The following is a 25,285-nucleotide window of genomic DNA, read 5'->3' as shown; positions in this document are numbered from 1 at the left end:
CCGACCCACCACAAACCAGGCCACCGGGCAGGCAGGAAGCATTTGAGGGCAGGCGCAAAGAAGAAGCCTAGCCGAAATGGGCGCGCGACACAACACCGTGGTCTGTAGAACTTCGGACCCGCAGACACCTGCTCCGCAAGATCATGAACCGGCAACCGGCTCAGGTCAAGCACCACGCGTGTTTCAGGGGGTCGGCGTGGTGCTTCCGGGCGTCTTCGAGTCCGATTCGTCGGTGACCTTCTGCGGCTCCCAGAGGTCGAGGTCGGCGACCAGCCACTCGCCGTTCTTCTCCACCATCTGCACGGTCAGCGGCAGCGGCGGCAGCTCGGTCGAGACGTTGCGGTTGGTCGTCCTGCTCGACAGCACGACCACGATCTCGACCCGCTCGCCGTTGCCGGAGGCCCGGACCACCCCCGAGCCGAGCGACTCCGAGACCGCTGTGGCCTTGGTCTTCTCGAGGTTCGGCAGGATCGCGTCGTTCCAGAGCGTGTCGTACTCGTCACGGAAGTCGCCGGTCAACAGGCGCATCGCCGCGTCGTGGTCACGGTCGGGGTAGCGGTAGTCGTAGGTGAGCACCTTCGGCACGGCCGCCTCGGCGGCGGTGCGGGCGGCGGCCACGTTGCTCTCGACGTCGGGGTCGTCGTTGCCTCGCTGCAGCACGGCGGCTCCCGCGGCGGCAGCCAGGGTGGCGACCAGAAGCACCACCAGCAGCCAGTTGGGCACGTTCACATCGAGGCGCGAACCGCTCGCCTCGCGGGTGGCCTCCGGCTCGTCCGCCTCCGACCGGTCGTCGCGGTCGTCCTCGGCGGTCTCGTCCTCGGTGGTCTCGTCCTGGGCGGCCGGTACGGCGGTGACGGCTTCCGACTCGTCGAGTCCTTCCGGCTCCGCGGGCTCCTCCGGTTCCTCGGGTGCCAGCGTCTCGTCGTACGCCGCGCGCTGCTCGTCGTCGAGCAGCACCCCGGCGGCCTCGTTGTAGACCTTGAAGCGGCGGTCGGTCGGCTCGAGGGAGCCGATCGACTCCTTCCAGGCGGCGCGGATCTCGTCGGTGGTGGCGTCACGCCCGACGCCGAGTACGTCGTACCAGCTGGCGCTCACTGCGGCGCCCCCTGACCGGAGTCCTGGCCGGGAGCCTGCTCGGACCCGAACTCCTCGAAGTCGTCGACCAGCCAGGTGCCGTCGACGTTCTTCAGGCTTATCGACCACGCATAGGGCACCGCGTCGGGCTGCTTGCCTCCGCCGAGGCGGATGGTGAGCTCGCCGCCGACGATGACCGTGGCCGTGTCGTCGCTGAGCGACTCGACGGCCGTGCGATCGACAGTGGCCTTGCTGGCGGACTGGCCCTGGGCCACCGCCGGCTCGACGGCCGTGGTCGCCTTGTCGAAGTCGGTCTTGAAGCGCGTGGTGATCAACGGCGTGACCCGGTCGCGGTAGGCGGTCAGCTTCTTGTCCGCGTCGAGGTCACCGGCATCGAAGTTGAACGCCGCGAGCATGTACTCGCGGGCCTTCAGCATCACCTTGTCCCGGTCGTCCTGGGCGGACGGCTGGTCACTCTCGCGGTCGCGGAGTCCCACCGCCAGCCAGACCAGGGAAGCCACCAGCGCCAGCGCGAGCAGGCCGGCAACGACCAACCGCAGACGGGGGGACCTCGGCTTCACTCCGCGTTCTGGAGCGCGCTGAGCATCAACCACGTCCACGACTCCTTTCCCTTGCCACGAGGGGCAAGGCTACCGTCGGCGGTCAACGTGGCCGGCTTGTCCAGCCATTCGACGTTGCCGGTCTCCGAGTCGTAGGTCCCCACGACGGGTGCGTCGTAGCTCGCCGGCGCCCGGTGCAGGTTCTGCGCGCCACGGGCGTTGGACTTGTCGGCCGACTCGCGGCACCCGAGGGAGGTGTTGAGCGGGCGGTTCTTCTCACGGTCGAACGGGCTGTGCTTGTCGGCACCCTCGTAGCCGTTGTGGCAGATCTGGTGCGGGGTCAGGATCAGGCCGAAGTGGGCGTCGTAGCGGCCGGTCTCGGGGTCCTTGTCGACGACCGTGAAGCCGCTCTCGACGATGTAGGGGTAGATCGACAGGACGTGCTCGACCCCGTCGAGGTTCGCGACCACCACTTCACCGGTGGTGCGCAGGTTGTTGAGCAGCGAGGCGATGTCGACCTGGTTCTCCTCGATGAAGGTGCGCAGCTCGTTGGCGGTGCCCGAGCCGGTGTCGATGACGGTGCGCAGGTCCTTGTCGGAGCCGGCCAGCGTGGTGCTGAACAGCTGCAGGTTCTTCGAGAAGTTGCGGATCGCCGACGCCTTCGACAACTGGCCCGTCAACACCGTGTTGGCATCCTTGATGAGCGCCGTGGTGAGGTCGAAGTTCTCGTTGGCGGTCTCGATGAAGGAGTTCGAGGTGTCGATGATCTGGCCGAGGTCCTCGCCGGTGCCGTCGAAGGCCGTGCCCAGCTCACTGACCACGGTGCGGAGATCGTCCTGGTCGACGCTGTTCACGGTGGCCGAGAGGTCGCCGAGCAACTGGGCGGTCGGGATCGGCAGCCTGGTGTCGTTGCGGTCGATCTCGGAGTCATCCTTGAGGTAGGGACCCTCGTCGACCTTCGGCTGGAGCTCGACGTACTGCTCGCCGACGGCCGAGCGGTTGCCCACGAGCGCCAACGTGTCGGAGGGGATCTTGTCCCACTTGTTCTCGATGTCGAGGTGCACGTCAACCCCGTCGTCGGTGAGCACCATCTTCTCGACCCGGCCGATCGTGACACCCCGGTAGGAGACCTCGGCGCCGGCGAAGATGCCACCGGAGTCGTCGAAGTGCGCGACCACGGTGTAGCTGCGGTCGAAGAGGACCCGGTCGAGCCGTGCGTAGCGGGCCCCCACGAAGGAGACGCCCAGCAGCGTGATGATCACGAAGATCACGAGCTGCACCTTGGTCCGGCGAGTGATCATTCGGACACCCCCGGGAGCAGGACGCGCACGAGCGTCGGGTTGTAGACCTGCATGAGCTGGTCGAGGTTGGCGGTGCCGCGCAGTGACGGCGTGCCCGGCGCGGCGCGACCCAGGCCGAGGTTGTCGAGGCCGAGGCCGTCACCGACGGTGCCCAGGCCGAGGTCGGGAAGCCCGTTGAGGAGCTTGCAGACCGGGAGGTTCTGGTTGGCGGGCTTCTTGCACAGCCGCTGGAGCTTGAGCAGGTTCTCCGGCGTGCGCAGCACCTTCACGCAGGCCTTGCTGCTCAGGCTGCCGCTGGTCAGGCAGCTGAGCAGGTCGTTGACCACCACGGTCGGGTCGATCTCGGAGGGCACGAGCGTCGGAACGGGCAGCGCCATGGACCCGTCGAGTCGGATGTCGAGCTTGAGGGACAGGTTGACGTAGTCACCCATGTGCAGGTTCTTCGCCACCTGCGGGTCACGGCCCACGGACTCGTCGACGAACGGATAGGTCAACAGCACGCTGAAGGAGTTGGCCAGGTCGTCACCGGTCTTGGCGAGCTCGGTGAGCACCGGGTTCAGCTGCGTGAGGGCGTCGATCGTGGAGGCCTTGGACGCCTTGATCACCCGGGTCCCGACGTTGCCGAGCCTGGCGAGTGACTTGAGCATCTTGACCAGGTCTGAGCGCTGCTTGTCGATCGACACGAGGGCAGCCGGCAGCTCGTCGAGCGCCGTGGTGATCGACGCCTTCTGGTTGTTGGCCGTGATCGAGAGGCGGTTCAGGGACTCGATGGCCTTGACCACGTCGGCCTTGTTGTCGTCGAGCTGCTTCATGAACGTGCTCAGTGAGGTCAACACCGACCGGGCACTGTCCTCGCGGCCGGACAGCGCCTTGTTCAGCTCGGTGGAGATGGTCTTCAGCTGCGCCACGCCGCCGCCGTTGAGCACGAGGCTCAACGCGCCGAGGACCTCTTCGACCTCGGGGTTCCGGTTGGTGCTGGACTCGGAGATCTTGTCGCCGTCGCCGAGCTCCTCGGCCGCCGGGTCTGCGGGGGCCGCGAGCGAGACGAACTTCTCGCCCAGGAGGCTGGTCTGCCGGATCTCGGCCTCGGCGTTGGCCGGCAGGTTGACGTCCTTGCGCAACAGCATGGTGACCACTGCACGGTTGTCGTCCAGGGAGATGTCGGTGACCTTGCCGACGGTCACGTCGGCGACCTTCACAGTCGACTGGGGCACCAGGTCGAGGGCGTCGGGGAACGTGACGGTGACCTCGATCGGGTCGTCCCCGACGTCGGCGCCACCGGGCAGCGGCAGCTTCTGCACCGAGAAGCCGCAACTGGTCAGGGCGGCCATCGCCAGCACGCACAGGAGCGCGATCATGCGTCGCATCATCGGGCCACCTCCAGGAGTGCGGCGAAGGTCGGGTCGTCGACCGCTGCGGCGCCGTACGTGCCGGCACGCTTGGGGAGCAGTGCGTCGATCAGCTTGCAGAGCGTTCCGCTGGAGTCGCTCTGGCCGACGATCGAGCAGAGGAAGAGGCCCGGGTTGTTCTGCACCTCGTGGGCGGCGTTCTCCAGGTTGGCCGACGTGTCGAGGGTTCCCGAGCCGGGGTTGTAGGTCAGTCCGAGGTTGTTCAGCGCCACCGGTGCCGTCTTGAGGATCTCGTCGAGCTCCCCCCGGCGCTTGACCAGCGTCGTCGACACCTTGTTGAGGCCCTTGATGTTGCGGCTGAGCAGGGTCTTGTTGTCCTTGACGAAGGTCTGCACCTTGCCCAGGGCGGTCGCCAGGTTGGCCAGCGAGGTGGACAGCTCGTCACGCTCCCCCGCCAGCAGGTCGGAGACCGAGGACATCGACGCGTTGAAACGGCGCACGACCTTGTCGTTCTTGGCCAGTGTGTTGACGAACTTCTCGAGCTCCTCGGCGCTGCCGAACAGCTCGTCCTTGTTGTTGTCGAGCGTGCCGGTGAGCTTGCCGAGGTCCTTGATCGTCTTGTTGACCTGGGCTCCCTGGCCCTTGAAGTTGGCCGCCGTGGTGCTCAGCAGCTCGGTCAGCGCGCCGTCGCTGTTCGCGCCGTCGGGACCCAACGCCACGGTCAGGTCGTCGATGCTCTTGTAGATCTCGTCGAGCTCGAGCGGGGTCGAGGTCGACTCCACGTCGAGGACCGCGCCGTCCTTCAGCTTCGGGCCCTCCTTGTAGACCGGCGTCAGCTGCACGAAGCGGTCGCCGACCACGCTGGGCGAGACGATCACCGCCTTCGCGTCGGCGGGGATGTCGACCTCGGGGTCGTAGGAGATCTCCACCTTGACCGTCGTGCCGTTGGGAGTCACCGAGTCGACCTGACCGACCGGGATGCCCAGCACGCGTACGTCGGAGCCCTCGTAGACCGACACGGTGCGGGGGAACTCGGCGGTCAGGTGCTTGCGGTCGTCTTCGTTGAACATCACGAATGCAGCCGCCGCGAGCAGGACGAAGATGATTCCGGGAACGATGAAGCGCTTCATCTCAGTTGCCTCCCGGGAGCGGCGGCAGGTTCGTGATCGTCGTGTCGAACCACGGTCCGTTGCCGAGGGTGCTGGCGAAGTAGCGGTAGAACGGAGCCATCGTCCGCAGGCTCTCGTCGAGGTTGTCCTGGTTCTTCAGGAGCACCTTCACCACGGTGTCGAGGTTGGTCAGGGCCGGCTTCAGGTCGGCCTTGGACTGGTCGACCAACGCGGTCAGCTCCTGAGACATCGTCGACGTGGCCACGAGCAGGTTGTGGATCGCGTCGCGGCGCGACACCAGCGCCGTGAACAGCACCCGGGCGTCCTTCATCAGCTGGATGATGTCGTCGTCGCGGGAGCCGAGGACGCCGGAGACCTTGCGCAGGTTCTTCAGCAGGGTGTTGATCTGCTGGTCGCGCGCGGCGAGGTTCTCCGAGAGCGCCGAGACCCCGGTGAGGGCGGACTTGAACTCGTCGGGGGTGTTGCGGGTGAGCTCGGCGAGCGTGCCCAGTGAGGCCTTCAGCTGGTCGACGTCGATGGCGTCGGACCGATCGGCAAGGCCCTCGAACGCGTCGATCACGTCGTACGGCGAGTGCGTGCGGTCGATCGGGATCGTGTCGCCCTCGTCCATCTGGCCCGAGCCGGCCGGTTCGATCTCGAGGTACATCGCACCCAGCAACGTCTTGACCTTGATGGAAGCCTGGGACTCGGGTCCGAAGTCGACGTCGCCCTTGATGCGGAAGGAGACCTTGACGTGGTCGCCGTCGAGCTCGAGCTTGTCGACCTTGCCGACGCGGACGCCGGCAACCCGGACCTCGTCGTTGGCCTTGAGCCCCCCGGCTTCGGAGAAGGAGGCGTAGTAGGTGTCGCCACCGCCGATGATCGGCAGCTGGTCGGCCCGGAAGGCGAGCAGGATCATCGCGGCGATCACGGCCATGCTGACCGCCCCGATGATGACCGGGTTCTTCTCGCGGAACGGAGTGCTCATGGCAGCGAACACCTCGCGTTCTCGTTGCCCTTGCCCGGGAAGGAGACCGGGATCTCCTTCAGGGTGCCGATCTTGACCGTTCCGGTGAAGTTGCAGAGGTAGAAGTTGAACCAGGAGCCGTAGGTCGCCGTACGCCCGATCTTGGTGAGCTTGATCGGCAGCACCTGGAGGGCGCGGTCGAGCTCGGCGCGGTTCTTGGCCAGGTTGCCGGCGACCGTGCGCAGCTGCTTCACGTCGCTGACCAGCGGCCCGCGGACACCCTTGACCAGGTCGGCGGTCTCGACCGCCAGCGACGAGATGGAGTCGAGGGAGCCCAGGATCGCGTCCTTGTCCTTGGCCAGTCCGCCGACCAGGTTGCGCAGGTTGATGATCAGGCTGGACAGCTGCTCGTCGCGGTCACCGACGGTGACCAGCACCTCGTTGAGGTTGTCGATGAGGTCACCGATCACCTGGTCGCGGTCGGCCAGGGTCTGGGTCACCGATGCGGTGTGTCCCAGCAGCCCCTCGAGCGTGCCGCCCTCGCCCTGGAAGACCTGGATGATCTCGTAGGAGAGCTGGTTGATGTCCTGCGGGGAGAGCGCCTCGAAGAGCGGCTTGAAGCCGTTGAAGAGGACGGTGAGGTCGAGCGCCGGCTTGGTGCGCGAGACAGGGATGGTGTCGCCCTCGTCCATCTTGGTGCCGCCGTCACCCTGCTGGGCCAGGGAGATGTAGCGCTGCCCGACGAGGTTGCGGTAGCGGATCGTGGCGAACGTCGTGCTGGTGACGTCGGCCTCGTCGGCGACGCTGAAGGTGAGCACGGCGCGGGTGCGGTCCTTGATCTCGATGCCCTTCACGGTGCCCACCTTGACCCCCGCCACGCGGACGTCGTCGCCCTTGACCACGCCGGCGACGTTGGTGAACTCTGCTTTGTACTCGCGACTGGACTGGAAGGTGATGTTGCCGATCAGCACGGCCAGCATGCCGGTGGCGATCGCGGTGACGACCATGAAGACCACGAGCTTCCAGGTGGCCGATGCGGTGCGCTTGTCGAGGATGCTCATCGCAGCGACACCTCCGTCCCGCGGACCATCGGGCCCAGGAGGAGCGCGCCCAGGTCGGACGGCTCGGAGCCGTTCATGCCGGCCAGCATGCCGCGGATCAGGTCGGCCTCGGTGGCGCCACCAGGCGTGGCCGCCAGGGTCAGGCCGCCGGGAGCGACCCTGCGGGTGCCCTTGCCGGTGTCCTGCTCGACGCCGTCGTTGAAGTTGGGAAGGCTCTTCACCGGGTTCTTCTGGCTGTAGGGCGAGTCGGGCAGGGTGCCGCAGTAGGCACCGTTCTTGGCGCCGTTGACCGGGGTGTCCTGGGGGCCGTACTCGCGCGGGCTGTTCGGCAGCACCTCGAGGTTGACGTGCAGCACGAAGCCGCGGAAGGCCTCGGCCTGCGTCTTCCCTGCCTTGATGATGCCGGCGGTCATGCACGGGAACTCGGGTGCGTACTTGGCGATCACGCGCAGCTGCTGGGCGCTCAGCTCACCGACCCGGATGAGGTTCTCCTCGTTGGCGTCGAGGAACGCACCGGTCACCTCGGAGAAGCGCGAGACGTCGGAGAACAGCTTCTTGAGCTTGTCCTCGCGGGAGAGCAGCGTGTTGCCGGTCTTGACCGTGTTGCGCAACGTCGTCGCGATCTCGGGCAGCACGTCGGCGTACAGGTCGGAGGTGCGCGCGGTCAGTCGCAGGTCCTCGATGAGCGCCGGCAGTTGCGGGTTGATCCGCTTGAGGTAGCTGTCGAGGATCTCGAGGTTCTCGCCGATGCGGTCGCCACGACCCTCGAGGGCAGTGGCCAGCGCGGTCAGGGTCTTGTTGAGGTCGGCCGGCTCGACGGCACGCAGCAGCGGGTAGAGGTCGTTGAGGGTCTGCTCGACCTGCGCGGCGACCTTGGTCTGGGTGATCGTGGCACCGGCGCGGATGTGTTGCGCGTCCGGAGATCCTGGGACCTGGAGTGCGACGTACTTCTCGCCGAAGAGGGTCTTCGGCTCGATGCGCGCGGTCACGTTGGCCGGGATGGTGTCGACCTGGTCGGGGTAGAGGCCCAGGGTGAGGACGGCCCCGTCGGAGGTCGCCTTCATGTCGAGCACCTCGCCGACCTGGACGCCGCGGATCTTGACGTCGGCACGTGCCGGAAGCTGCAGGCCGACGTTGCTCGACTCGAGCGAGACCCGGTCGTAGTCGGTGAACTGCTTGGAGAAGATCGCCATCGTCAGCCACAGCCCACTGGCGATCAGGGCCAGGAAGAGCAGGCCGACGATCTTGGTGTGTCCCAGGATCCTGTTCATCCTGCCAACCTCACCGTCGTCGTGGTGCCCCAGATGGCCATCGAGAGGAACAGGTCGATCACGTTGATCGCCACGATGGAGGTGCGCACCGCGCGGCCCACGGAGACGCCCACGCCCGCGGGGCCGCCGCTCGCGTTGTAGCCGTGGTAGCAGTGGATCAGGATGACGACGATGGCGAAGACCATCACCTTGCCGAAGGACCAGAGCACGTCGCCCGGCGGGAGGAACTGGTTGAAGTAGTGGTCGTAGGTGCCCGGGCTCTGCCCGAAGAACGTGGTCAGCGTGAGCCGGGTGGCGAAGTACGACGACAGCAGCCCGACGACGTAGAGCGGGATGACCGCGATCAGGCCGCCGATGATGCGCGTCGTGACCAGGAACGGCAGGGACGGGATCGCCATGACCTCGAGGGCGTCGATCTCCTCCGAGATGCGCATGGCGCCGAGCTGTGCGGTGAAGCCGCAGCCGACGGTGGCGGCGAGGGCGATACCGGCGACCAGCGGCGCGATCTCACGGGTGTTGAAGTAGGCCGAGAGGAAACCGGAGAACGCGGCGGTGCCGATCTGGTTCAGGGCGGCATAGCCCTGGAGCCCGACCTCGGTGCCGGTGAAGAAGCACATCGCGAGGATGACGCCGACGGTGCCGCCGATGACCGCCAGGGCTCCCGATCCGAGGGTGACCTCGGCCAGGATCCGCAGGATCTCCTTCTTGTAGCGGCGCACCGTGCGCGGAGTCCAGGCCAGGGCGCGCAGGTAGAACCCCAGCTGCTGGCCCATTTCGTCGAGCATCTGCAGGGGGCGGCGGTAGGCGGCCTTCAGGTCTGCCATCGCGTCAGCCTGTCTTTGGTGGGACGAGTTGCATGTAGATCGCACTCATCACGAAGTTGACGACGAAGAGAAGCATGAACGTGATGACCACGGACTCGTTGACCGCGTCACCGACCCCCTTGGGGCCTCCCCCGGCGTTCATGCCCTTGTAGCAGGCCACGATCGCGGCGATCAGGCCGAAGACGAGTGCCTTGGCCATGCCCTGCCACAGGTCGGGCAGTTGTGCGAGCGCGGTGAAGCTCGCTAAATAGGCCCCCGGTGTGCCGTCCTGGAGGACCACGTTGAAGACGTAGCCCCCGATCACGCCGACCACCGAGACCAGGCCGTTGAGGAACACCGCGACCAGCATGCAGGCCAGCACGCGGGGCACCACGAGGCGCTGGATCGGGTCGATCCCGAGCACCATCATGGCGTCGAGCTCCTCGCGGATCTTGCGGGCGCCCAGGTCGGCCGCGATGGCCGACCCGCCGGCCCCGGCGATCAACAACGACGTCGCGATCGGCCCCGCCTCGCGTACGACGGCGAGGACCGCGGCCGAACCGGTGAACGACTGGGCGCCGAACTGCTTGATCAGGCCACCGACCTGGAGGGCGATGACCGCACCGAACGGGATCGCCACCAGGGCGGTCGGCACGATCGTCACTGATGCGATGAACCAGGCCTGCTGGAGGAACTCCCGCAGCTGGAAGGGTCGCCGGAACAACCCGCGCCCGACGTCGAGACCGAAGGCGAAGAGCTTGCCTGCGGTGCCGATCGGGGCGAGTGCCCGGGATGAGGTCAGTGACGACATGTGTGCGCGTGTCCGGTCAGGAGCCCGGGGCCAGGCCGGCGTTGGCGGACTCGAAGGATCCGGGCGGCGGGATGATGCCGTTCTCGCGGCACCATTCGCCACCGGGGCGCTGGCTGCGGCGCGGGATGCCGTTGGACGGCTCGAGCTGGAGCGGGATCGGGGGCAGCGGCGGCATCTCGATGCCCTCCTCCGCGGCCAGCTCGTCGGCGTCCTTCTCCTCGGACATGCCGATCGGGCCGACGGTCTGGGCGTTCAGGAACTGGCGGACCACCGGCTCCTCGGAGCTGAGCAGCATCTCGCGCGGGCCGAACATGGCCAGGTGCTTGTGGTAGAGCAGGCCGATGTTGTCGGGCACGGTGCGGGTGCTGTTGATGTCGTGGGTCACGATCAGGAACGTCGCGTCGATCTGCGCGTTCAGGTCGATGAAGAGCTGGTTGATGAACGAGGTGCGCACCGGGTCGAGGCCGGAGTCGGGCTCGTCGATGAGCAGGATCTCGGGGTCGAGCACCAGGGCCCGGGCCAGGCCGGCACGCTTGCGCATACCACCGGAGATCTCACCGGGGAGCTTGTCCTCGGCGCCGATCAGGCCGACGAGGTCCATCTTCTCCATGACGATGTTGCGGATCTCGGTCTCGTTCTTCTTCGTGTGTTCGCGCAACGGGAACGCCACGTTGTCGAAGAGGTTCATCGAGCCGAACATGGCGCCGTCTTGGAAGAGGACACCGAACAGCTTGCGGATCTCGTAGAGGTCCTTCTCGGAGCAGCTGGCGATGTCGGTGCCCTCGATGAGCACCGAGCCCTTGTCGGGCTTGAGGAGACCGATCAGGGTCTTCAGGAACACCGACTTGCCGGTTCCCGACGGACCGAGCATCACGGAGATCTCACCGGCAGGAATGGTCAGGGTGACGTCACCCCAGATCAGCTGCTTGCCGAATGACTTCGTGAGCTCTTCGACTCTGATGTCTACGCCCATGGCGTCTCTTCTCCCTCGTGCATAGCTGGACTGGCTCCGCGCTCGGCCCGACCGAACGCGAACTCCCATGCCCGCGCCGACTTCTCAGTAACAACGCGAGCGCTCCGAGTAAGTTACGGGGTTTCCCCGGTCGCGTCACTAGCTGCGCGAACCTTTCGCGCGTCGTCCGAGGGGTGAGTCGAAGACTGCGTCGAAATGACGAACGGGCGGGCACCCCCAAAAGGGGATACCCGCCCGTGCTGCGCCGAGGCGCAACGATTCATCGCACGCGTGAGCGTGCTGGAATCACTTGACCGTGACGGTGGCGCCGGCGCCTTCGAGGGCTTCCTTCGCCTTGTCCGCGGCAGCCTTGTCGACCTTCTCGAGGATGGCCTTGGGAGCCGACTCGACGAGGTCCTTGGCCTCCTTCAGACCGAGGGAGGTCAGCGCGCGGACCTCCTTGATGACGTTGATCTTCTTGTCACCAGCGGCCTCGAGGACCACGTCGAACTCGTCCTGCGCGGCGGCCTCGTCGCCACCAGCGGCGCCACCGGCGGCCGGGGCAGCGGCAACGGCGACCGGAGCAGCGGCGGTCACGCCGAAGGTCTCCTCGAACTGCTTCACGAACTCGGAGAGCTCGATGAGGGTCATTTCCTTGAACGCGTCGAGCAGCTCGTCAGTGCTGAGCTTCGCCATGATGGCGTTTCCTTTCGGTACTGGCCCGCCCGCGGATCATTGCGGAGGGCCGGGTTTCAGGTGGTGTACGTCGGCCTTGAATCAGGCGTCAGTGGACTCGGCGGCCTCTTCGGCAACCGGGGCTGCCTCGGTGGCCTCGTCGGAAGCAGGAGCTTCCTCGGCAACCGGGGCTTCCTCCGCAGTGCTTTCGGCCGGGGCGGGAGCACCGGCACCACCTGCGAGGATCGAGGGGTCCTGCTGCGCCTTGGCCTCGAGGGCGCCGGCGAGCCGGGCAGCCTGCGAGATGGGGGCGTTGAGCAGGTAGACGGCCTGGGAGAGCGAAGCGAGCATTGCGCCCGCCAGCTTGCCCATGAGGACCTCGCGCGACTCGAGATCGGCCAGCTTGGCGATCTCCTTCGCGTCGAGGAAGCCGCCGTCGAGCACGCCACCCTTGATGATCAGGGCGGGGTTCGCCTTGGCAAAGTCACGCAGACCCTTGGCCGCCTCGACGACGTCACCGCTGATGAAGGCGATGGCGGTCGGGCCGGCGAGGAGGTCGTCGAAGCCTTCGATGCCCACCTCGTTGGCGGCGATCTTGGCCAGCGTGTTCTTGACCACGGCGTAGTTGGCGTTCTCGCCGAGGGTGCGCCGCAATTCCTGCAGCTGCGCCACGGTGAGACCGCGGTAATCGGTCAGCACAGCACCAGCGGCGTTGTTGAACGAGTCAACGACCTCCGCAACGGCTGCTGCCTTGTCTGGCCGCGCCATGGGTCTCCTTCCGAACTACGTCGAAGAGACCACCGCACACTCCCGGGAAATGTCGAACGCCCCGGCGCAGGGCCAGGGCGTGTGTCGATCCGGAGATCGTGCTCTGTACCTGCGCTGGCCGTCCGCTTCGCGGAACCTTCGGTCACTCACCCGATCTCCCGGGCAACCGACCACCGGCGGTCTCTGGTTACGAACGTGAAGTCTAGGCCCGCGGGCGACAGCCACCAAATCGACTGACGCCGACGCGTCCGGGGCGGCCCTACTGCCGGGCGCCGGGTGGCGCCTGGGTGGTCACCTGACCCGCGGGCGGGGCGGCGATCTCGAGCTGCTGCCCGTAGTTGGAGTAGACCAGCGTCGTGGTCGCGGTCTTGCCCTCGACGGTGTAGGACGTCACGGCCTGGACCGGGCGGTTCTCCTTGTCGAGCCACATCTCCATCTGCACCGGCTGGGTGCCGTTCTCCACCCCCTCGTCGTCGAGGGCGGCGGCCTCGATGCCGACCTTGTAGTGCACGGCCGGCCCGGCGTCGGTGTTCTCCACCCCGACCACCTCGAAGGACTTGGGCTCACTCAGGCTGCCGAGGAACCGGTCGGGGTCCGCGAAGAGCAGCAGGTCCTCGAGCTCGGGACTGGCCGGCGCCTGCCACCACGGCTTGACCGAGCCGCGGATCCCCTTGACGTAGAACGTGCCGTCGACGTACACGCCGATCAGGCGGCCCTGCGCGCCCGGGAGGCTGATCCGGATCGCAGGTTCGGACGACGCGCCCGCGATGTCCTGGATCGACGGGGCCGCGGCCTGGCCGTCGACCTCCTGGACCGAGACCACCCGCCAGCTGTCAGCGGCCTTCTGGGCGGCGATCACCGTCGTGAAGAACTCCTCCGCGGGGACGGTGACGAAGCCTCCCGCGAGCTCCTGCGGCTCGTCGGCCACCGAGCTGGACCCGGAGTCCTCGGCCTTCTCCTTGTCGGCCTCGTCGCGGTTGTGACCGCTCACGATCAGCAGCAGCATCACCCCGACGACCAGGATGGCGGCGAGCGCCGCCTGGGCGGACAGGGAGCGGGAGAGCTGGCGAGACATGGCGCAAAGGCTACGTCTCCCCCTCCACGTCGGTGACGGGAGGGAGAGACGTAGCCCCAAGTCGCGGCCGGCCGAGGCCCGGCGAACGAATCAGCTCGTGGCGACTTCCGACGCGGCGGGCTCCTGGATGTCGACGGCCGTGCCGTAGTCGGAGTACAGGATCTCCGTCGAGGTCTTCTGGCCCTGGATGGTGATCTCCTGCGTCATCTTGACCGGCCGGTTCTCGGCGTCCACCCACATGTCGTAGGTGAGCTCCGGCGGCATGAGGTCCTTGATCTCCGCGGGGAGGCCGAGCTTCTCGACGTACGACGCCGAGTCGATCGTCACCACGTAGTGGTTGGCGGCGACACCGTCGACGTCCTCCTCACCGACCAGCTCGAACTTCTTCGGGTCCTCCATGATCGAGAGGGACTTCTTCGGGTCCGAGAACTCGAGGAGCTGGCCGAACGGGTTGTTCGGGTCCGAGGAGTCGATCTTCTGCCACTTGCCGGCGGTCGCGCCCGGCAGGCCGTCGCCCTTGAGGTACATGACGCCGTCGACGAGCACGGCCTCGAAAGCCTGGGCCGCGCCCGGCTCCGTGGTCACGTGCGACGCGGTCTTGCCGTCCTTGTAGGAGGCTTCCATGTTCATCGTGATGGTCTGGCCGGCCGCCGTCGTGGTGGTCGTTCCCTTGAACGTCTCGGCCGCGATCTGCGCGTCGATCACGGTCTCGTAGAACTCACCGGCCTCGAGCTCGGTCAGTTCGCCGCCGGTGGACTCGGTCTCTTCGTCAGAGTCGGTGGAGGCGTCGTCGCTGGGGTCGGCAGCCTGGCTGCTGGACTGCTTGGAGTCCTTGTCGTCCTTGTCGCCGTCGTCGGAGCAGCCGGCGAGCAGGAGGGTGGAGGCCAGGACCGCGGCGATCGCGGTGCGGGGCAACTTGATGGACATGGATGAGTCTCCTCGTCGTGGTGGGTTCGCCCGCGCAACCTACCCAGCCCCGCAGCCACGAAACACATCGCCTTCCGCCGGTTCAGATGACGACGGCCAAATGACGTCGGCCGGCCACCCCGCAGTGGGGTGGCCGGCCGGTGTCGTGCACGACAAACGCAGATCAGGCCTGTGCGTCGTCCTCGCCCGCAACGTTGCGGGTGCGGTTGGGGTCGACCTGGACGCCGGGGCCCATGGTCGTCGACAGCGTGACCTTCTTGATGTAGCGGCCCTTGGAGCTGGCCGGCTTGAGACGCAGCACCTCTTCGAGGGCGGCGGCGTAGTTCTCGGCCAGCTGGGCCTCGCCGAAGGAGGCCTTGCCGATGATGAAGTGGAGGTTCGCGTGGCGGTCCACGCGGAACTCGATCTTGCCGCCCTTGATGTCGGTGACGGCCTTGGCCACGTCGGGGGTGACAGTGCCGGTCTTCGGGTTCGGCATGAGGCCACGGGGGCCGAGCACGCGGCCGAGGCGACCGACCTTGCCCATCATGTCGGGGGTGGCGACGACGGCGTCGAAGTCGGTCCAGCCGCCGTTGACCTTCTCGATGAGCTCGTCGCCACCGACGATGTCGGCGCCGGCCTCACGGGCGGCCTCGGCCTTCTCCGCGTTCGCGAACACGAGGACGCGGGCGGTCTTGCCGGTGCCGTGGGGCAGGTTGACGGTGCCGCGCACCATCTGGTCGGCCTTGCGGGGGTCGACGCCGAGACGCATGACGACGTCCACGGTCTCGTCGAACTTCTTCTTGCTGCCGTTCTTGGCGATCTTGATCGCGGCCAGCGGGGCGTAGAGCTCGTCCTGGTCGAACGTCTCGGCCGCCGCGCGGTAGGTCTTGCTGCGCTGCATGGTGTTCTCGTTTCTTCGAAAGAGTGTGTGGTGCACGGGCCAGCGCGGCCCTGCCACGTGGTGCTCGGGTCAGACTGTCTGGGCGCTGAGGCTCAGGCGGTCTCGACGCCCATCGAACGGGCGGTGCCTTCGACGATCTTCATCGCTGCGTCGATGTCGTTGGCGTTGAGGTCGGGGAGCTTGGTCGTCGCGATCTCGCGGACCTGGTCCTTGGTCAGCTTGCCGACCTTCTCCTTGTGCGGGACGCCCGAGCCCTTCTTCAGGCCGGCGGCCTTCTTGATCAGCTCGGCGGCCGGAGGAGTCTTCGTGATGAACGTGAAGGAACGGTCCTCGTAGATGGTGATCTCGACGGGGATGACGTTGCCACGCATCGACTCGGTCTGCGCGTTGTAGGCCTTGCAGAAGTCCATGATGTTCACACCGTGGGGACCGAGAGCGGTACCCACCGGCGGAGCCGGAGTCGCTGCGCCAGCCTGCAGCTGCACCTTGACGAGTGCAGCAATCTTCTTCTTGGGAGGCATGTCTTTCTCTTTCTTCGTGTGGTCATGACGGGGATGGATCCCCTGCCACTGGTTACCTGTTGCCTGGACAACCGGACCATTGTGCTCCGGATGCCGGGTGCTTGTGAAATCGTGCTGCTCTTTGGGCCGTCGAGAAGCCGGCTCGTCCTCGGTGGTCGAGCGGCCGGCTCATCCCTCGGTGGTCGAGTAGGTCGCTCTGCGACCGTGTCGAGACCAGGCCGAAACCTCGATTCCTGCCCTGCGCCTCTCACCGGTGTCTCGACACGCGGTCGCGGCTTCGTGCCTCAGCCGCGCGCTCGCTCGACCCAGCTCGGATCTGAGAGGCGAGCGAGCTCGACTCTCAGACTCGCTGAATCTGGGAGAAGGAGAGCTCGACGGGGGTCTCGCGGCCGAAGATCTCGACGAGCGCCTTGACCCGCTGGGACTCGGCGTTGATCTCGGTGATCGTCGCGTGCAGCGTGGCGAACGGGCCGTCGACCACCATCACGGAGTCGCTGACGTCGAAGTCGGCGACCTCGACGGGCTTGCGGGAAGCAGCGGTGCTGCCGGCCTTCGGGGTGCCCCCACCGGACTCGGCCGCGGCGGCCTCGGCCTCGGCGGCAGCGACGACGGCCGGGGCCAGCATGCTCTCGACCTCGGCCATGCTCAGCGGGACCGGCTGGTGGCTGTGGCCGACGAAGCCGGTGACGGACGGCGTGTGGCGCACGGTCGACCAGGACTCGTCGGTGAGGTCCATGCGGACCAGGACGTAGCCGGGGAGCACGGTGCGCTTGACCAGCTTGCGCTGGCCGTTCTTGATCTCGGCAACCTCCTCGATGGGGACCACGATCTCGTGGATGTAGTCCTCCATGTTGAGGGAGATGATGCGGTTCTCGAGGTTCGCCTTCACCCTGTTCTCCATGCCGGAGTAGGTGTGGACGACGTACCAGTCGCCGGGCTTGGCCCAGAGCGCGCGGCGGAACTCCTCGAGGGGGTCCTCGTCGACTGCGTCCTCTTCGGTGGCGTCCTCTTCGACTGCGTCCTCGTCGGCCTGGCCCTCGAAGGCGGCTTCGGCATCTGCCTCGGCGTCGACCTCGGACTCGGCCTCGACGGCGTCCTCGGCGAGAACCTCGGCCTCGGCCTCGGTGTCGGCGGTTGCCTCGACCTCGAGGTCGCCCTCGCCGTCGTCGATGACCTCGACCTGCTCAACGGTCTCGTCGACCGCTGCTTCGTCGTACTGCTCCGACACGTGATGCTCCGTCATTTCGTAGTGCGTGGTGCGTGCCCGGCGGGGCCGCCCGACAGGTCAGGGCGGGCCGGGGGCGGCGCTATTCCTTGGTGTTGGTCGCGAGGATCTCGAAGATCAACTTGCCGAATCCGAGATCCAGCAGCGACACCAGCGTCATCAGCGCGATCACGAAGACCATGACCACGATGAAGTACGTGACCAGCTGCTCCTGGGTCGGCCAGACGACCTTGCGCAGCTCGGCGATGGCTTGGCGCACGAACGTGACTGGTCCGGTGCGCTCGTTCTCGTCGCCCGAGCCGCGAACTGCGTCGCTGTCCGCCACGTCCTCCACCTTCCGATTGCTGTCTGTTCGATTGTTCGGTGCTGCTTGATGTTGCAGGGCACGAGGGACTTGAACCCCCAACCTTCGGTTTTGGAGACCGATGCTCTGCCAGTTGAGCTAGTGCCCTCCGGTGGGCCCAGGCCTCGCCCGCCGACTTCGCGGCATGGCTGAGCATGGGTGGGATCACCAAAATGGGAGTCTACGGGGAACACCAAGGTGGCGTCCAAACCGGGTGCGCATCAACCCCATCCCCTCCCGCGTGAAAACATGGGGCCATGACCGAGGCGAACCAGACCGTCCAGCCCCTCGCGGAGCGCTCCCCCGAGCAGATCGCAACGTTCCTCGACGAACAGCGCGCGACGTACGAAGCGCTCAAGGCCGGCGGCCTGAAGCTCGACCTCACGCGCGGCAAGCCGGCCCCGGCGCAGCTCGACCTGTCCGACGGACTGCTCTCGCTGCCCCACGGCGTGAAGGACGCCGACGGCGTCGACACCCGCAACTACGGCGGACTGGCCGGCATCTCCGAACTGCGCGCGATGTTCGCCGAACTGCTGTGGGTGGAGCCCGAGCAGGTCGTCGCCGGCGGCAACTCCAGCCTCGTCATGATGCGCGAGGTCCTCACCGACCTGTGGCTCAAGGGCGGTGTCGACAGTGAGCGGCCGTGGGGTGCGGAGGAGAAGGTCACCTTCATCTGTCCCGTGCCCGGCTACGACCGCCACTTCACCCTGCTCGACTGGTTCGGCATCGACACGGTCACCGTGCCGATGAACGAGGACGGCCCCGACGCCGAGGCGGTGGCCGCACTGGTCGCCGACGACCCCAGCATCAAGGGCATCTGGATCGTGCCGACGTACGCCAACCCGAGCGGCTCGATCGCCAGCCAGGAAGTGGCGGCCCGACTCGCCTCCATGCCGACCGCGGCTCCCGACTTCAAGATCTTCTGGGACAACGCCTACGCGTTCCACCACCTGACCGAGGACGAGGCCAAGAGCGCGGACATCCTCACCCTGGCCAGCGCGGCCGGCAACCCGCACCGCCCGATCATGTTCGCCTCGACCTCGAAGATCACCTTCGCCGGCGCCGGCGTCGCGTTCCTGGCCGGGTCGGTCGAGACCGTGAAGTGGTACACCACGCACCTCGGCAAGGGCGCCATCGGGCCCGACAAGCTCAACCAGCTGCGCCACGCACAGTTCTTCGGCTCGCCGCAGGGCGTGCGCGACCACATGGCCAAGCACCGCGAGATCATCGCCCCGAAGTTCGCGGAGGTGGAGCGGGTGCTCTCCGAGCGCCTCGGCGGCCTGGGTGTGGCCACCTGGACCAAGCCCGCCGGCGGCTACTTCGTCAACCTCGACGTCATGGACGGCACCGCGTCCCGGGTGATCGCCCTGGCCAAGGAGGCCGGCATCGCGCTGACCCCCGCCGGCTCCTCGTTCCCGCACGGCGACGACCCGCGCGACCGCAACATCCGGCTGGCGCCGACCTTCCCGGAGCTGGCCGACGTCGCCGCGGCGATGGACGGCGTGGCCACCTGCGCCTTGCTGGCCGCCGCGGAGAAGCTCGCCGACTGAGCCTCCTTGTAGCCTGCCCGCATGCGTGATCCGAGGCGCGACCTGACCAGCCTGCCCAAGGCGCACCTCCACCTGCACTTCACCGGATCGATGCGGCACGCCACGCTGCTCGAGCTCGCCGAGCGGGACGGCGTCGCGCTCCCCGACTCGCTGGTCGAGGAGTGGCCGCCGCAGCTGTCCGCGGCCGACGAGAAGGGCTGGTTCCGCTTCCAGCGGCTCTACGACGTGGCGCGGTCGGTGCTGCGCACGCCCGACGACGTACGACGGCTGGTGCGCGAGGCGGCCGAGGACGACGTCCGCGACGGCGGACGCTGGCTCGAGATCCAGGTCGATCCCAGCGGGTACGCCGCGAAGTTCGGCGGCGTCACCGCGTTCACCGACCTGGTCCTCGACTGCGTCCGCGACGCCTCGGCACGCACGGGCCTGGGCATCGCCGTGGTGATCGCGGCCAACCGCACCCGGCACCCGCTCGATGCGCGCACCCTCGCCCGGCTCGCGGCGCAGTACGTCGACCGGGGCGTGGTCGGCTTCGGGCTCTCCAACGACGAACGGCGGGGCACCACCGCAGACTTCGCGCCGGCCTTCGCCATCGCCGAGCGGGCCGGGCTCCTGCTGGCCCCGCACGGCGGCGAGCTGCGCGGGCCCGACAACATCAGGCTCTGCCTCGACCACCTGCACGCGAACCGGCTCGGCCACGGGGTGCGGGTCGGTGAGGACCCGGCGTTGCTCGATCGCGTGGTGCAGCAGGGCATCGCCCTCGAGATGTGCCCGGTCTCCAACGTGGCGCTGGGCGTCTACTCCGACCTCACGTCGGTGCCGCTCCCCCAGCTGATGGACGCCGGGGCCACCATCGCGCTGGGCGCTGACGACCCGCTGCTGTTCGGCTCCCAGCTCGAGGGCCAGTACGCCACGATGCGCGCCGCCCACGACCTCACCGACGCCCGGCTGGCCGAGCTGGCGCGCATGTCGTTCCGGGCCTCACGGGCGCCGTCCGACCTCGTCGCCACCGCGATGGCCGACATCGACGCCTGGCTGGAGAAACCGGACCAAGGAGTGCAGTGACCGGACCACAGGACAGGTAAGTGGGACTTGCCCGGCCCAGGCGTGCGCTCAGCCGATCACCAGCGACACTGCTCACCTGTCCTACGGTCCGCTGACGCCGACTAGAGCGAACAGCCGACCATCACGGGTTCGTTGACCAGGCGGATGCCGAAGCGGGCCTCGACACCGTCGCGGACCTCCCGGGCCAGCGCCAGCAGGTCGTCGGTGGTCGCGCGACCGCGGTTGGTCAGGGCCAGGGTGTGCTTCGTGGAGAGGCTGACCCGCTCGTTGCCGTGGCCCTTGGTGAACCCGGCGCGCTCGATCAGCCAGGCGGCGCTCGACTTCACGGTGCCGTCGGGCTGCGGGAACAGCGGCGCCCCCTCGGGGAGCGATTGCGCCTGCTCGGGGGTGAGGAACGGGTTCGTGAAGAACGACCCGGCGCTCCACGTGTCGTGGTCGGCGGCGTCGAGCACCATGCCCTTGCCGGCGCGCAGGCCCAGCACCGTCCGGCGTACGTCGGCCAAGGGTGCCCGCTCACCCTGCTCGACACCGAGGGTGCGGGCCAGCTCGGCGTACTTCACCGGGGCACCGAGGTCGCCGCAGGGGAACTGGAAGGTCACCTCGAGCACGACATGGCGGCCCGGGTCGGCCTTGAAGCGGCTGTGCCGGTAGCCGAAGCCGCAGTCTGCGTTCGTGAAGGTGCGTACGCCGCGCAGGGTGCGGTCCCAGACGCGGACGGAGACGATGGTCTCGGAGACCTCCTGGCCGTAGGCGCCGACGTTCTGGATCGGGGTGGCGCCCACGGAGCCCGGGATGCCGGAGAGTGCTTCGACGCCCACCCAGCCGCTGGTCACGGCGCGGGCAACGAGGTCGTCCCACACCTCGCCGGCGGCGACCGTGACGGTGACGCCGTCAGAGGTCGGCTCGGTCGTGATGCCACGGGTCGCGATGCGGACCGCGGTGCCGGGGAAGCCGTCGTCCGAGACGACCAGGTTGCTGCCGCCGGCGACCAGCAGCAACGGTTCGCCGCGTCCATCGGCGTCACTGACCGCGGCCACCAGCTCGTCCTCGGTGGTCGCCTCGACCAGCGTGGCCGCGGGGCCGCCCAGGTGCAGGGTGGTCAGGTCGGCCAGGCGGTCAGGCACGAATGACTGCCTTGGGCGCCCCGAGCACCTTGTCGTCGCCGCAGGTGACCTCGAGCGCGAGAGAGATGAGCCCGTCGGCCTCGCCGGTCACCCGGCCGGCGACGCGGACCACCACGCCCTCGTCGTCATCGGGGACCACGACCGGCTTGGTGAACTTGCAGCCGAACTCGACGACCCTGCCGGGGCCGCCGGCCCACTCCTCGACCGCACGGGCGGCCAGGGCCATCGTGAACATGCCGTGGGCGATCACGCCGGGCAGCCCGACCGACGTGGCCACCCGCTCGCTCCAGTGGATCGGGTTGAAGTCTCCGCTGGCTCCGGCATAGCGCACCAGGTCGGCACGGGTCACCCGGAACTCGCGGTCGGCGAACTCGCTCATGCGTCCTCCCCACGGTGGATCAACGTCGCCTTGGTCGTGCAGACCAGGGCGCCGTCGGCGTCGGTGATGCGGCTCGAGGTGCCGATGATGTCGTTGCCGCCGATCTGGCGCAGCGTGTCGACGGTCAGGCTCGCAGTGAGCACGTCACCGGCCTGCACGGCGCGCTCGTAGGCGAACCGCTGCTCGCCGTGCACGATGCGGAAGAGGTCGACCTGCACGTCGGCGAGGAATCCGTTCATCGCGTGGAAGGCCACGATGATCGGGAACGTGGGCGGTGCGATGCGTTCGTCATACGGCGCCCCGGTCGCCTCGGCGAACTCACGCAGCTTGACGGCGGTGACGGCGTACGGCTCCGTCGGCGGGAACTCGCGCCCCACCAGGGTCTGGTCGATCGGCATGGGTTCAACCTATCCATTCGATTCCACGCGCCGCGTGTGGGCCGTGAAATGGCGTCGAGGACGACACCCATGACGGGTGTCGTCCTCGACGGACGTGTGTGGAGACTTGTTCAGCGGGTCTCGCGGTGCGCAGTGTGGGTGCGGCAGCGCGGGCAGAACTTCTTCATCTCCATGCGGTCGGGGTCGTTCCGACGGTTCTTCTTGGTGATGTAGTTGCGCTCCTTGCAGTCCACGCAGGCAAGCGTGATCTTGGGGCGAACGTCAGAGCTCTTGCTGGCCACGGGAAGTCCTTCGCTGGATAGGTACTGCAGGGTGTTGCTGGTGTTGCCGGTCGTTCTGTCGAGTAGCGGGAGCGGGACTCGAACCCGCGACACCACGATTATGAGTCGTGTGCTCTAACCACCTGAGCTACCCCGCCACGGGGACGGGGTGTCCCGCCGGCGCAAACCGGCGGGACCCCACACCCAGAGCCCCTTTACGGAATCGAACCGTAGACCTTCTCCTTACCATGGAGACGCTCTGCCGACTGAGCTAAAGGGGCGCAGCGACAGTGAAGAATACACAGACCGAACGGCGAAGAGGAAATCGGGTGGGAGAGGCCTGGATCACACCGTGATCCGGGCGAACGGACGGGCCTCCTCGAGCTCGTAGGCGAGCTCCAGCAAGGTGGCCTCGCGACCCCATTCCGCGCCGAACATCATGCCCTGCGGAAGGCCCGCTGACGTGGTCGCCAGGGGCAGCGAGATCGCCGGTTCTCCGGTGGCGTTCTGCAGTGGCGTGAAGGCCACCCAGTCGAGCAGCTTCTCCATGATCTCGTCGAACTCCTGTGTCGGGTCGAGGTGCCCGACTTTGGGCGTCTCGTGGGCCAGGGTCGGGGTCAGCACCACGTCGTAGTCGCGGAAGAACCGGGCCGAGATGCGCTTCGACGCGGCGATGCGCGCGGTCGCGAGGGGCAGCCTGTGGAGGTTGCGCGTGCAGTGTCGGGCAAGTCCGAGGGTGAGGTTGTCGAGCTTCGACGGGTCCCAGGTGCGGCCGTACGTCGCCCGGCCGGTGCGCAGCACGAACATGCTCAGCAGCGACCAGTAGAGCAGGAAGTCGTCGGGGAACGAGTCCGGCACGGGTGGTGTGATCTGCTCGACCTGGTGGCCCAGCTCCTCGAGGAGGGCGGCCGTCTTCAGGGTCAGCTCGGCCACCTCGGGGGTCGCGGAGCGTCCGACCGAGTCGGTGGCGACCGCGATCCGCAGCCGCTTGCGGCCGGGGTGGGTGATGTCGCCGATCGGGGCGAGCTTGAGGTTGCGGTAGACCTTCTCGGCCTCGCGGTAGAACGCCGCCGAGTCGCGGACCGAACGGGTGACGACGCCGTCGGCGACGATGCGCACCGGCATGTCGCGCATCATCTTGTCCTGGGCGATCCGGTTGCGGGTCGGCTTCATGCCGACCAGGCCGTTCACCGATGCCGGGATGCGGATCGAGCCGCCGCCGTCGTTGGCGTGCGCGATCGGCAGTGCTCCGGCAGCCACGAACGCGGCGGCACCGGCCGAGGAGGCCCCGGCGGTGCGGCCGGTGTCCCAGGGGCTGCGTACGGCGCCCAGGCGCGGGTGCTCGGCGACCGCGCTGAAACCCCACTCGGACAGCTGCGACTTGCCGAGCGGGATCACGCCGGTGGCGCGGAACATGCGGGCGAAGTCGCCGTCGGACTTCTTCTCGCGTCCGGCGTACGCGTCCGCGCCCTGGTGGGTCGGCATACCCGCGACGTCGCAGTTGTCCTTGACCAGGGTCGGTACCCCGCAGAAGAAGCCGCCGTGCGGGTCCTTCGCCTCCAGGCGGGCGGTGTCGAAGGCGGTGTAGGCGAGGCCGTTGACCGCCGGGTTGACCTTCTCGATCCGGGCGATGGCGGCGTCGACCACCTCCGGGACGCTCACCCGGCCGGACTGGATCTCCTCCACCAGTCCGACGGCGTCGAGGTCGCCGAGGGCGTCATCGCTGAACGAGTGCACACGTGTCATGAGCCACAAGTTACCGCCCGGTTGCGGGTCATCCCAGGAGGTGGATCACCAACGGGACGAGAAGACTGGTGGCCAGGGCGGTCAGGCCCATCGAGAGCCCGGCGAAGGCTCCCTCGGTCGGGTCCTCGTGCAGGGCACGCGAGGTGCCGATGCCATGGGAGGCCGCGCCCAACGCCAGCCCACGGGCGCGGCGGTCACGGATGTGGAGCAGGGTCAGCACGGTGGGCCCGAGGACGGCACCGAGCATGCCGACCACGATGGTGAACACCGCGACCATCGACGGGTTGCCTGCGACGTGATCGGCGACCGCGATCGCGATCGGGGTGGTCGCCGACTTGGGAGCCATCGTGCGCTCGAGCACGTCGCCGCCGCCGAGCACGCGGACCATGAGGACGCCAGTGCTGATGGAGACGAACGCGCCGACCGGGATGGCGACCAGCATCGGCACCGCGAGCTCCTTGAGGTGGTGCGCCTCGCGGTGCAGCGGTACGGCGAGCGCCACCGTGGCCGGGCCCAGGAAGAACGCGATGACCGATCCACCGACCAGGTACTCGTCGTACTCGATGTCGAGGAGCCACATGGCCACACCGACGATCGCGATGGCCACCAGCACGGGCTGGGCGAGCGGGTGGTTCCGGGACAGGCGCTTCACCTCGAGCCCGCCGCGGTAGGCGGCCAGGGTGAGGACGACGCCCGTCAGCGGCGAGGAGCGCAGGTAGTCCATCGCCTCGCTCATGCCGCACTCCTGCGACGGGTGAGCAGTGCGACGAGGACGCCGACCGCGACCAGGCCGGCCAGCCACGAGACCAGCAGCGCGCCGGTGATCGGCAGCGCGTCCTCACGCACCGCGCCGAGGTAGGCCACGATGCCGACGCCCGGCGGGATGAACAGCAGTTGCAGGTGCCTCAGCACGCGGTCAGAGACACGCAGCAGGCCGGCGCCCGTGTCGGGGCGTCGCCACTGCAGCAGCCCGAAGAGGATCACCATGCCGATGACCGGACCGGGCACCGGCAGGTCGAGTGAGCGCACCATCACCTCGCCGACCAGCTGGCAGCCGAGCAACCACATCATTCCGTTGAGCACGGCGGTCA

General features: G+C 67.8%; 28 protein-coding genes and 3 tRNA genes. 2 read left to right on the top strand and 29 right to left on the bottom strand.

Translation table 11 applies throughout. From position 1 onward, the window contains the following. Nucleotides 1–183 precede the first annotated feature (183 nt). From ASD66_RS18840 to ASD66_RS18745, 20 genes are all read right to left on the bottom strand, one after another. Nucleotides 184–1,095 (bottom strand): J domain-containing protein, encoded by a 912-nt coding sequence (locus ASD66_RS18840; protein ID WP_056891862.1) that lies wholly within the window; start codon nt 1,093–1,095, stop codon nt 184–186. Beyond that, nucleotides 1,092–1,655: a hypothetical protein gene (locus tag ASD66_RS18835; RefSeq protein ID WP_056682404.1), complete on the bottom strand. Its 564-nt coding sequence runs from the start codon at nt 1,653–1,655 to the stop codon at nt 1,092–1,094. Before ASD66_RS18835 ends, ASD66_RS18840 begins: the two co-directional genes overlap by 4 nt. After that, nucleotides 1,652–2,935, bottom strand: coding sequence for an MCE family protein (locus ASD66_RS18830; RefSeq protein ID WP_056682408.1), 1,284 nt, complete (start codon nt 2,933–2,935; stop codon nt 1,652–1,654). The genes ASD66_RS18835 and ASD66_RS18830 overlap by 4 nt, the downstream gene beginning before the upstream one ends. Then, entirely contained in the window at nt 2,932–4,293 is a 1,362-nt protein-coding gene (locus ASD66_RS18825; RefSeq protein ID WP_200950128.1) for an MCE family protein, read from the bottom strand. Before ASD66_RS18825 ends, ASD66_RS18830 begins: the two co-directional genes overlap by 4 nt. 8 nt (nt 4,294–4,301) lie before the next feature. Continuing rightward, complete coding sequence (locus ASD66_RS18820) at nt 4,302–5,414, bottom strand: MCE family protein (RefSeq protein WP_056682413.1); 1,113 nt, start codon at nt 5,412–5,414, stop codon at nt 4,302–4,304. A gap of 1 nt (nt 5,415) precedes the next feature. Next, a complete protein-coding gene (locus ASD66_RS18815; protein WP_056684974.1) occupies nt 5,416–6,381 on the bottom strand; it encodes an MCE family protein in 966 nt (321 codons plus the stop codon). Then, a complete protein-coding gene (locus tag ASD66_RS18810) occupies nt 6,378–7,421 on the bottom strand; it encodes an MCE family protein (protein ID WP_056682416.1) in 1,044 nt (347 codons plus the stop codon). The genes ASD66_RS18815 and ASD66_RS18810 overlap by 4 nt, the downstream gene beginning before the upstream one ends. Then, nucleotides 7,418–8,692: an MCE family protein gene (locus tag ASD66_RS18805; RefSeq protein ID WP_056682418.1), complete on the bottom strand. Its 1,275-nt coding sequence runs from the start codon at nt 8,690–8,692 to the stop codon at nt 7,418–7,420. The genes ASD66_RS18810 and ASD66_RS18805 overlap by 4 nt, the downstream gene beginning before the upstream one ends. Continuing rightward, a complete protein-coding gene (locus ASD66_RS18800; RefSeq protein WP_056682421.1) occupies nt 8,689–9,516 on the bottom strand; it encodes an MlaE family ABC transporter permease in 828 nt (275 codons plus the stop codon). Before ASD66_RS18800 ends, ASD66_RS18805 begins: the two co-directional genes overlap by 4 nt. Before the next feature lie 4 nt (nt 9,517–9,520). Further along, nucleotides 9,521–10,306 (bottom strand): MlaE family ABC transporter permease, encoded by a 786-nt coding sequence (locus ASD66_RS18795; RefSeq protein WP_056682424.1) that lies wholly within the window; start codon nt 10,304–10,306, stop codon nt 9,521–9,523. A 16-nt stretch (nt 10,307–10,322) separates the two neighbouring features. Then, the gene (locus ASD66_RS18790) at nt 10,323–11,279 is read right to left on the bottom strand and encodes an ABC transporter ATP-binding protein (protein ID WP_056682427.1); all 957 of its coding nucleotides are present in this window, start codon (nt 11,277–11,279) and stop codon (nt 10,323–10,325) included. A gap of 285 nt (nt 11,280–11,564) precedes the next feature. After that, complete coding sequence (gene rplL, locus ASD66_RS18785; protein WP_056682430.1) at nt 11,565–11,954, bottom strand: 50S ribosomal protein L7/L12; 390 nt, start codon at nt 11,952–11,954, stop codon at nt 11,565–11,567. An 81-nt stretch (nt 11,955–12,035) separates the two neighbouring features. After that, complete coding sequence (rplJ, locus tag ASD66_RS18780) at nt 12,036–12,701, bottom strand: 50S ribosomal protein L10 (protein WP_056682433.1); 666 nt, start codon at nt 12,699–12,701, stop codon at nt 12,036–12,038. A 259-nt stretch (nt 12,702–12,960) separates the two neighbouring features. Then, complete coding sequence (locus tag ASD66_RS18775; RefSeq protein ID WP_056891860.1) at nt 12,961–13,776, bottom strand: hypothetical protein; 816 nt, start codon at nt 13,774–13,776, stop codon at nt 12,961–12,963. A 90-nt stretch (nt 13,777–13,866) separates the two neighbouring features. Then, on the bottom strand, nt 13,867–14,703 hold the full coding sequence (locus tag ASD66_RS18770) for a hypothetical protein (RefSeq protein WP_056682439.1): 837 nt from the start codon (nt 14,701–14,703) through the stop codon (nt 13,867–13,869). Nucleotides 14,704–14,866: 163 nt separating this feature from the next. Continuing rightward, on the bottom strand, nt 14,867–15,586 hold the full coding sequence (rplA, locus tag ASD66_RS18765; protein WP_056682441.1) for a 50S ribosomal protein L1: 720 nt from the start codon (nt 15,584–15,586) through the stop codon (nt 14,867–14,869). 92 nt (nt 15,587–15,678) lie between these two features. Next, on the bottom strand, nt 15,679–16,107 hold the full coding sequence (gene rplK, locus ASD66_RS18760; RefSeq protein ID WP_056682444.1) for a 50S ribosomal protein L11: 429 nt from the start codon (nt 16,105–16,107) through the stop codon (nt 15,679–15,681). A 340-nt stretch (nt 16,108–16,447) separates the two neighbouring features. Next, entirely contained in the window at nt 16,448–17,350 is a 903-nt protein-coding gene (gene nusG, locus ASD66_RS18755; RefSeq protein ID WP_056682447.1) for a transcription termination/antitermination protein NusG, read from the bottom strand. A 64-nt stretch (nt 17,351–17,414) separates the two neighbouring features. Beyond that, complete coding sequence (gene secE, locus ASD66_RS18750; protein WP_056684977.1) at nt 17,415–17,657, bottom strand: preprotein translocase subunit SecE; 243 nt, start codon at nt 17,655–17,657, stop codon at nt 17,415–17,417. Between the two features lie 54 nt (nt 17,658–17,711). Further along, nucleotides 17,712–17,784: transfer RNA gene (locus tag ASD66_RS18745), tRNA-Trp, on the bottom strand. A 148-nt stretch (nt 17,785–17,932) separates the two neighbouring features. Here ASD66_RS18745 and ASD66_RS18740 point away from each other — a divergent pair. After that, nucleotides 17,933–19,225: an aminotransferase gene (locus ASD66_RS18740; protein WP_056891859.1), complete on the top strand. Its 1,293-nt coding sequence runs from the start codon at nt 17,933–17,935 to the stop codon at nt 19,223–19,225. A 21-nt stretch (nt 19,226–19,246) separates the two neighbouring features. Then, nucleotides 19,247–20,287 carry an adenosine deaminase gene (locus tag ASD66_RS18735; protein WP_056682453.1) on the top strand — a complete coding sequence of 347 codons (1,041 nt, stop codon included), beginning with the start codon at nt 19,247–19,249 and terminating at the stop codon, nt 20,285–20,287. A gap of 101 nt (nt 20,288–20,388) precedes the next feature. On the opposite strand, the gene ASD66_RS18730 is transcribed toward ASD66_RS18735, so the two are convergent. The 9 genes from ASD66_RS18730 to ASD66_RS18690 all read right to left on the bottom strand — a co-directional run bounded on the left by ASD66_RS18730 (nt 20,389) and on the right by ASD66_RS18690 (nt 25,277). Next, nucleotides 20,389–21,411, bottom strand: coding sequence for a UDP-N-acetylmuramate dehydrogenase (locus tag ASD66_RS18730; RefSeq protein WP_056682457.1), 1,023 nt, complete (start codon nt 21,409–21,411; stop codon nt 20,389–20,391). Continuing rightward, on the bottom strand, nt 21,404–21,790 hold the full coding sequence (locus tag ASD66_RS18725; RefSeq protein ID WP_056682460.1) for a MaoC/PaaZ C-terminal domain-containing protein: 387 nt from the start codon (nt 21,788–21,790) through the stop codon (nt 21,404–21,406). Before ASD66_RS18725 ends, ASD66_RS18730 begins: the two co-directional genes overlap by 8 nt. Next, entirely contained in the window at nt 21,787–22,188 is a 402-nt protein-coding gene (locus ASD66_RS18720; RefSeq protein ID WP_056682463.1) for an FAS1-like dehydratase domain-containing protein, read from the bottom strand. Before ASD66_RS18720 ends, ASD66_RS18725 begins: the two co-directional genes overlap by 4 nt. A 110-nt stretch (nt 22,189–22,298) precedes the next feature. After that, on the bottom strand, nt 22,299–22,469 hold the full coding sequence (rpmG, locus tag ASD66_RS18715; protein ID WP_056682466.1) for a 50S ribosomal protein L33: 171 nt from the start codon (nt 22,467–22,469) through the stop codon (nt 22,299–22,301). Nucleotides 22,470–22,532: 63 nt separating this feature from the next. Further along, nucleotides 22,533–22,606, bottom strand: a tRNA-Met gene (locus tag ASD66_RS18710). Between the two features lie 50 nt (nt 22,607–22,656). Further along, nucleotides 22,657–22,729: transfer RNA gene (locus ASD66_RS18705), tRNA-Thr, on the bottom strand. 64 nt (nt 22,730–22,793) lie between these two features. Next, nucleotides 22,794–24,194, bottom strand: a complete 1,401-nt coding sequence (locus tag ASD66_RS18700; RefSeq protein WP_056682469.1) for an amidase — start codon at nt 24,192–24,194, stop codon at nt 22,794–22,796. 28 nt (nt 24,195–24,222) lie between these two features. After that, nucleotides 24,223–24,930, bottom strand: a complete 708-nt coding sequence (locus ASD66_RS18695; protein WP_200950127.1) for an LrgB family protein — start codon at nt 24,928–24,930, stop codon at nt 24,223–24,225. Next, nucleotides 24,927–25,277, bottom strand: coding sequence for a CidA/LrgA family protein (locus ASD66_RS18690; protein ID WP_056684983.1), 351 nt, complete (start codon nt 25,275–25,277; stop codon nt 24,927–24,929). The genes ASD66_RS18695 and ASD66_RS18690 overlap by 4 nt, the downstream gene beginning before the upstream one ends. Between the last annotated feature and the right edge of the window lie 8 nt (nt 25,278–25,285).

The sequence above is a fragment of the Nocardioides sp. Root151 genome (assembly GCF_001427925.1).
In the GTDB taxonomy this organism is placed as follows: Bacteria; Actinomycetota; Actinomycetes; order Propionibacteriales; family Nocardioidaceae; genus Nocardioides.
Note: the sequence above shows the minus strand (reverse complement) of the source record. Positions and strands in the feature narration are given on the sequence as shown.

Bases quoted from the DNA above. Each gene is read 5' to 3' on its own strand.
- ASD66_RS18830 (WP_056682408.1), bottom strand. From the start codon at position 2,935: ATGATCACTCGCCGGACCAAGGTGCAGCTCGTGATCTTCGTGATCATC.
- ASD66_RS18720 (WP_056682463.1), bottom strand. From the start codon at position 22,188: ATGCCGATCGACCAGACCCTGGTGGGGCGCGAGTTCCCGCCGACGGAG.
- rplJ (WP_056682433.1), bottom strand. From the start codon at position 12,701: ATGGCGCGGCCAGACAAGGCAGCAGCCGTTGCGGAGGTCGTTGACTCG.
- ASD66_RS18805 (WP_056682418.1), bottom strand. From the start codon at position 8,692: ATGAACAGGATCCTGGGACACACCAAGATCGTCGGCCTGCTCTTCCTG.
- ASD66_RS18825 (WP_200950128.1), bottom strand. From the start codon at position 4,293: ATGATCGCGCTCCTGTGCGTGCTGGCGATGGCCGCCCTGACCAGTTGC.
- ASD66_RS18695 (WP_200950127.1), bottom strand. From the start codon at position 24,930: ATGAGCGAGGCGATGGACTACCTGCGCTCCTCGCCGCTGACGGGCGTC.
- ASD66_RS18815 (WP_056684974.1), bottom strand. From the start codon at position 6,381: ATGAGCACTCCGTTCCGCGAGAAGAACCCGGTCATCATCGGGGCGGTC.
- ASD66_RS18725 (WP_056682460.1), bottom strand. From the start codon at position 21,790: ATGAGCGAGTTCGCCGACCGCGAGTTCCGGGTGACCCGTGCCGACCTG.
- ASD66_RS18820 (WP_056682413.1), bottom strand. From the start codon at position 5,414: ATGAAGCGCTTCATCGTTCCCGGAATCATCTTCGTCCTGCTCGCGGCG.
- rplL (WP_056682430.1), bottom strand. From the start codon at position 11,954: ATGGCGAAGCTCAGCACTGACGAGCTGCTCGACGCGTTCAAGGAAATG.
- ASD66_RS18775 (WP_056891860.1), bottom strand. From the start codon at position 13,776: ATGTCTCGCCAGCTCTCCCGCTCCCTGTCCGCCCAGGCGGCGCTCGCC.
- nusG (WP_056682447.1), bottom strand. From the start codon at position 17,350: ATGACGGAGCATCACGTGTCGGAGCAGTACGACGAAGCAGCGGTCGAC.
- ASD66_RS18800 (WP_056682421.1), bottom strand. From the start codon at position 9,516: ATGGCAGACCTGAAGGCCGCCTACCGCCGCCCCCTGCAGATGCTCGAC.
- rplA (WP_056682441.1), bottom strand. From the start codon at position 15,586: ATGCAGCGCAGCAAGACCTACCGCGCGGCGGCCGAGACGTTCGACCAG.
- rplK (WP_056682444.1), bottom strand. From the start codon at position 16,107: ATGCCTCCCAAGAAGAAGATTGCTGCACTCGTCAAGGTGCAGCTGCAG.
- ASD66_RS18740 (WP_056891859.1), top strand. From the start codon at position 17,933: ATGACCGAGGCGAACCAGACCGTCCAGCCCCTCGCGGAGCGCTCCCCC.
- ASD66_RS18790 (WP_056682427.1), bottom strand. From the start codon at position 11,279: ATGGGCGTAGACATCAGAGTCGAAGAGCTCACGAAGTCATTCGGCAAG.
- ASD66_RS18770 (WP_056682439.1), bottom strand. From the start codon at position 14,703: ATGTCCATCAAGTTGCCCCGCACCGCGATCGCCGCGGTCCTGGCCTCC.
- ASD66_RS18795 (WP_056682424.1), bottom strand. From the start codon at position 10,306: ATGTCGTCACTGACCTCATCCCGGGCACTCGCCCCGATCGGCACCGCA.
- ASD66_RS18810 (WP_056682416.1), bottom strand. From the start codon at position 7,421: ATGAGCATCCTCGACAAGCGCACCGCATCGGCCACCTGGAAGCTCGTG.
- ASD66_RS18735 (WP_056682453.1), top strand. From the start codon at position 19,247: ATGCGTGATCCGAGGCGCGACCTGACCAGCCTGCCCAAGGCGCACCTC.
- ASD66_RS18700 (WP_056682469.1), bottom strand. From the start codon at position 24,194: ATGACACGTGTGCACTCGTTCAGCGATGACGCCCTCGGCGACCTCGAC.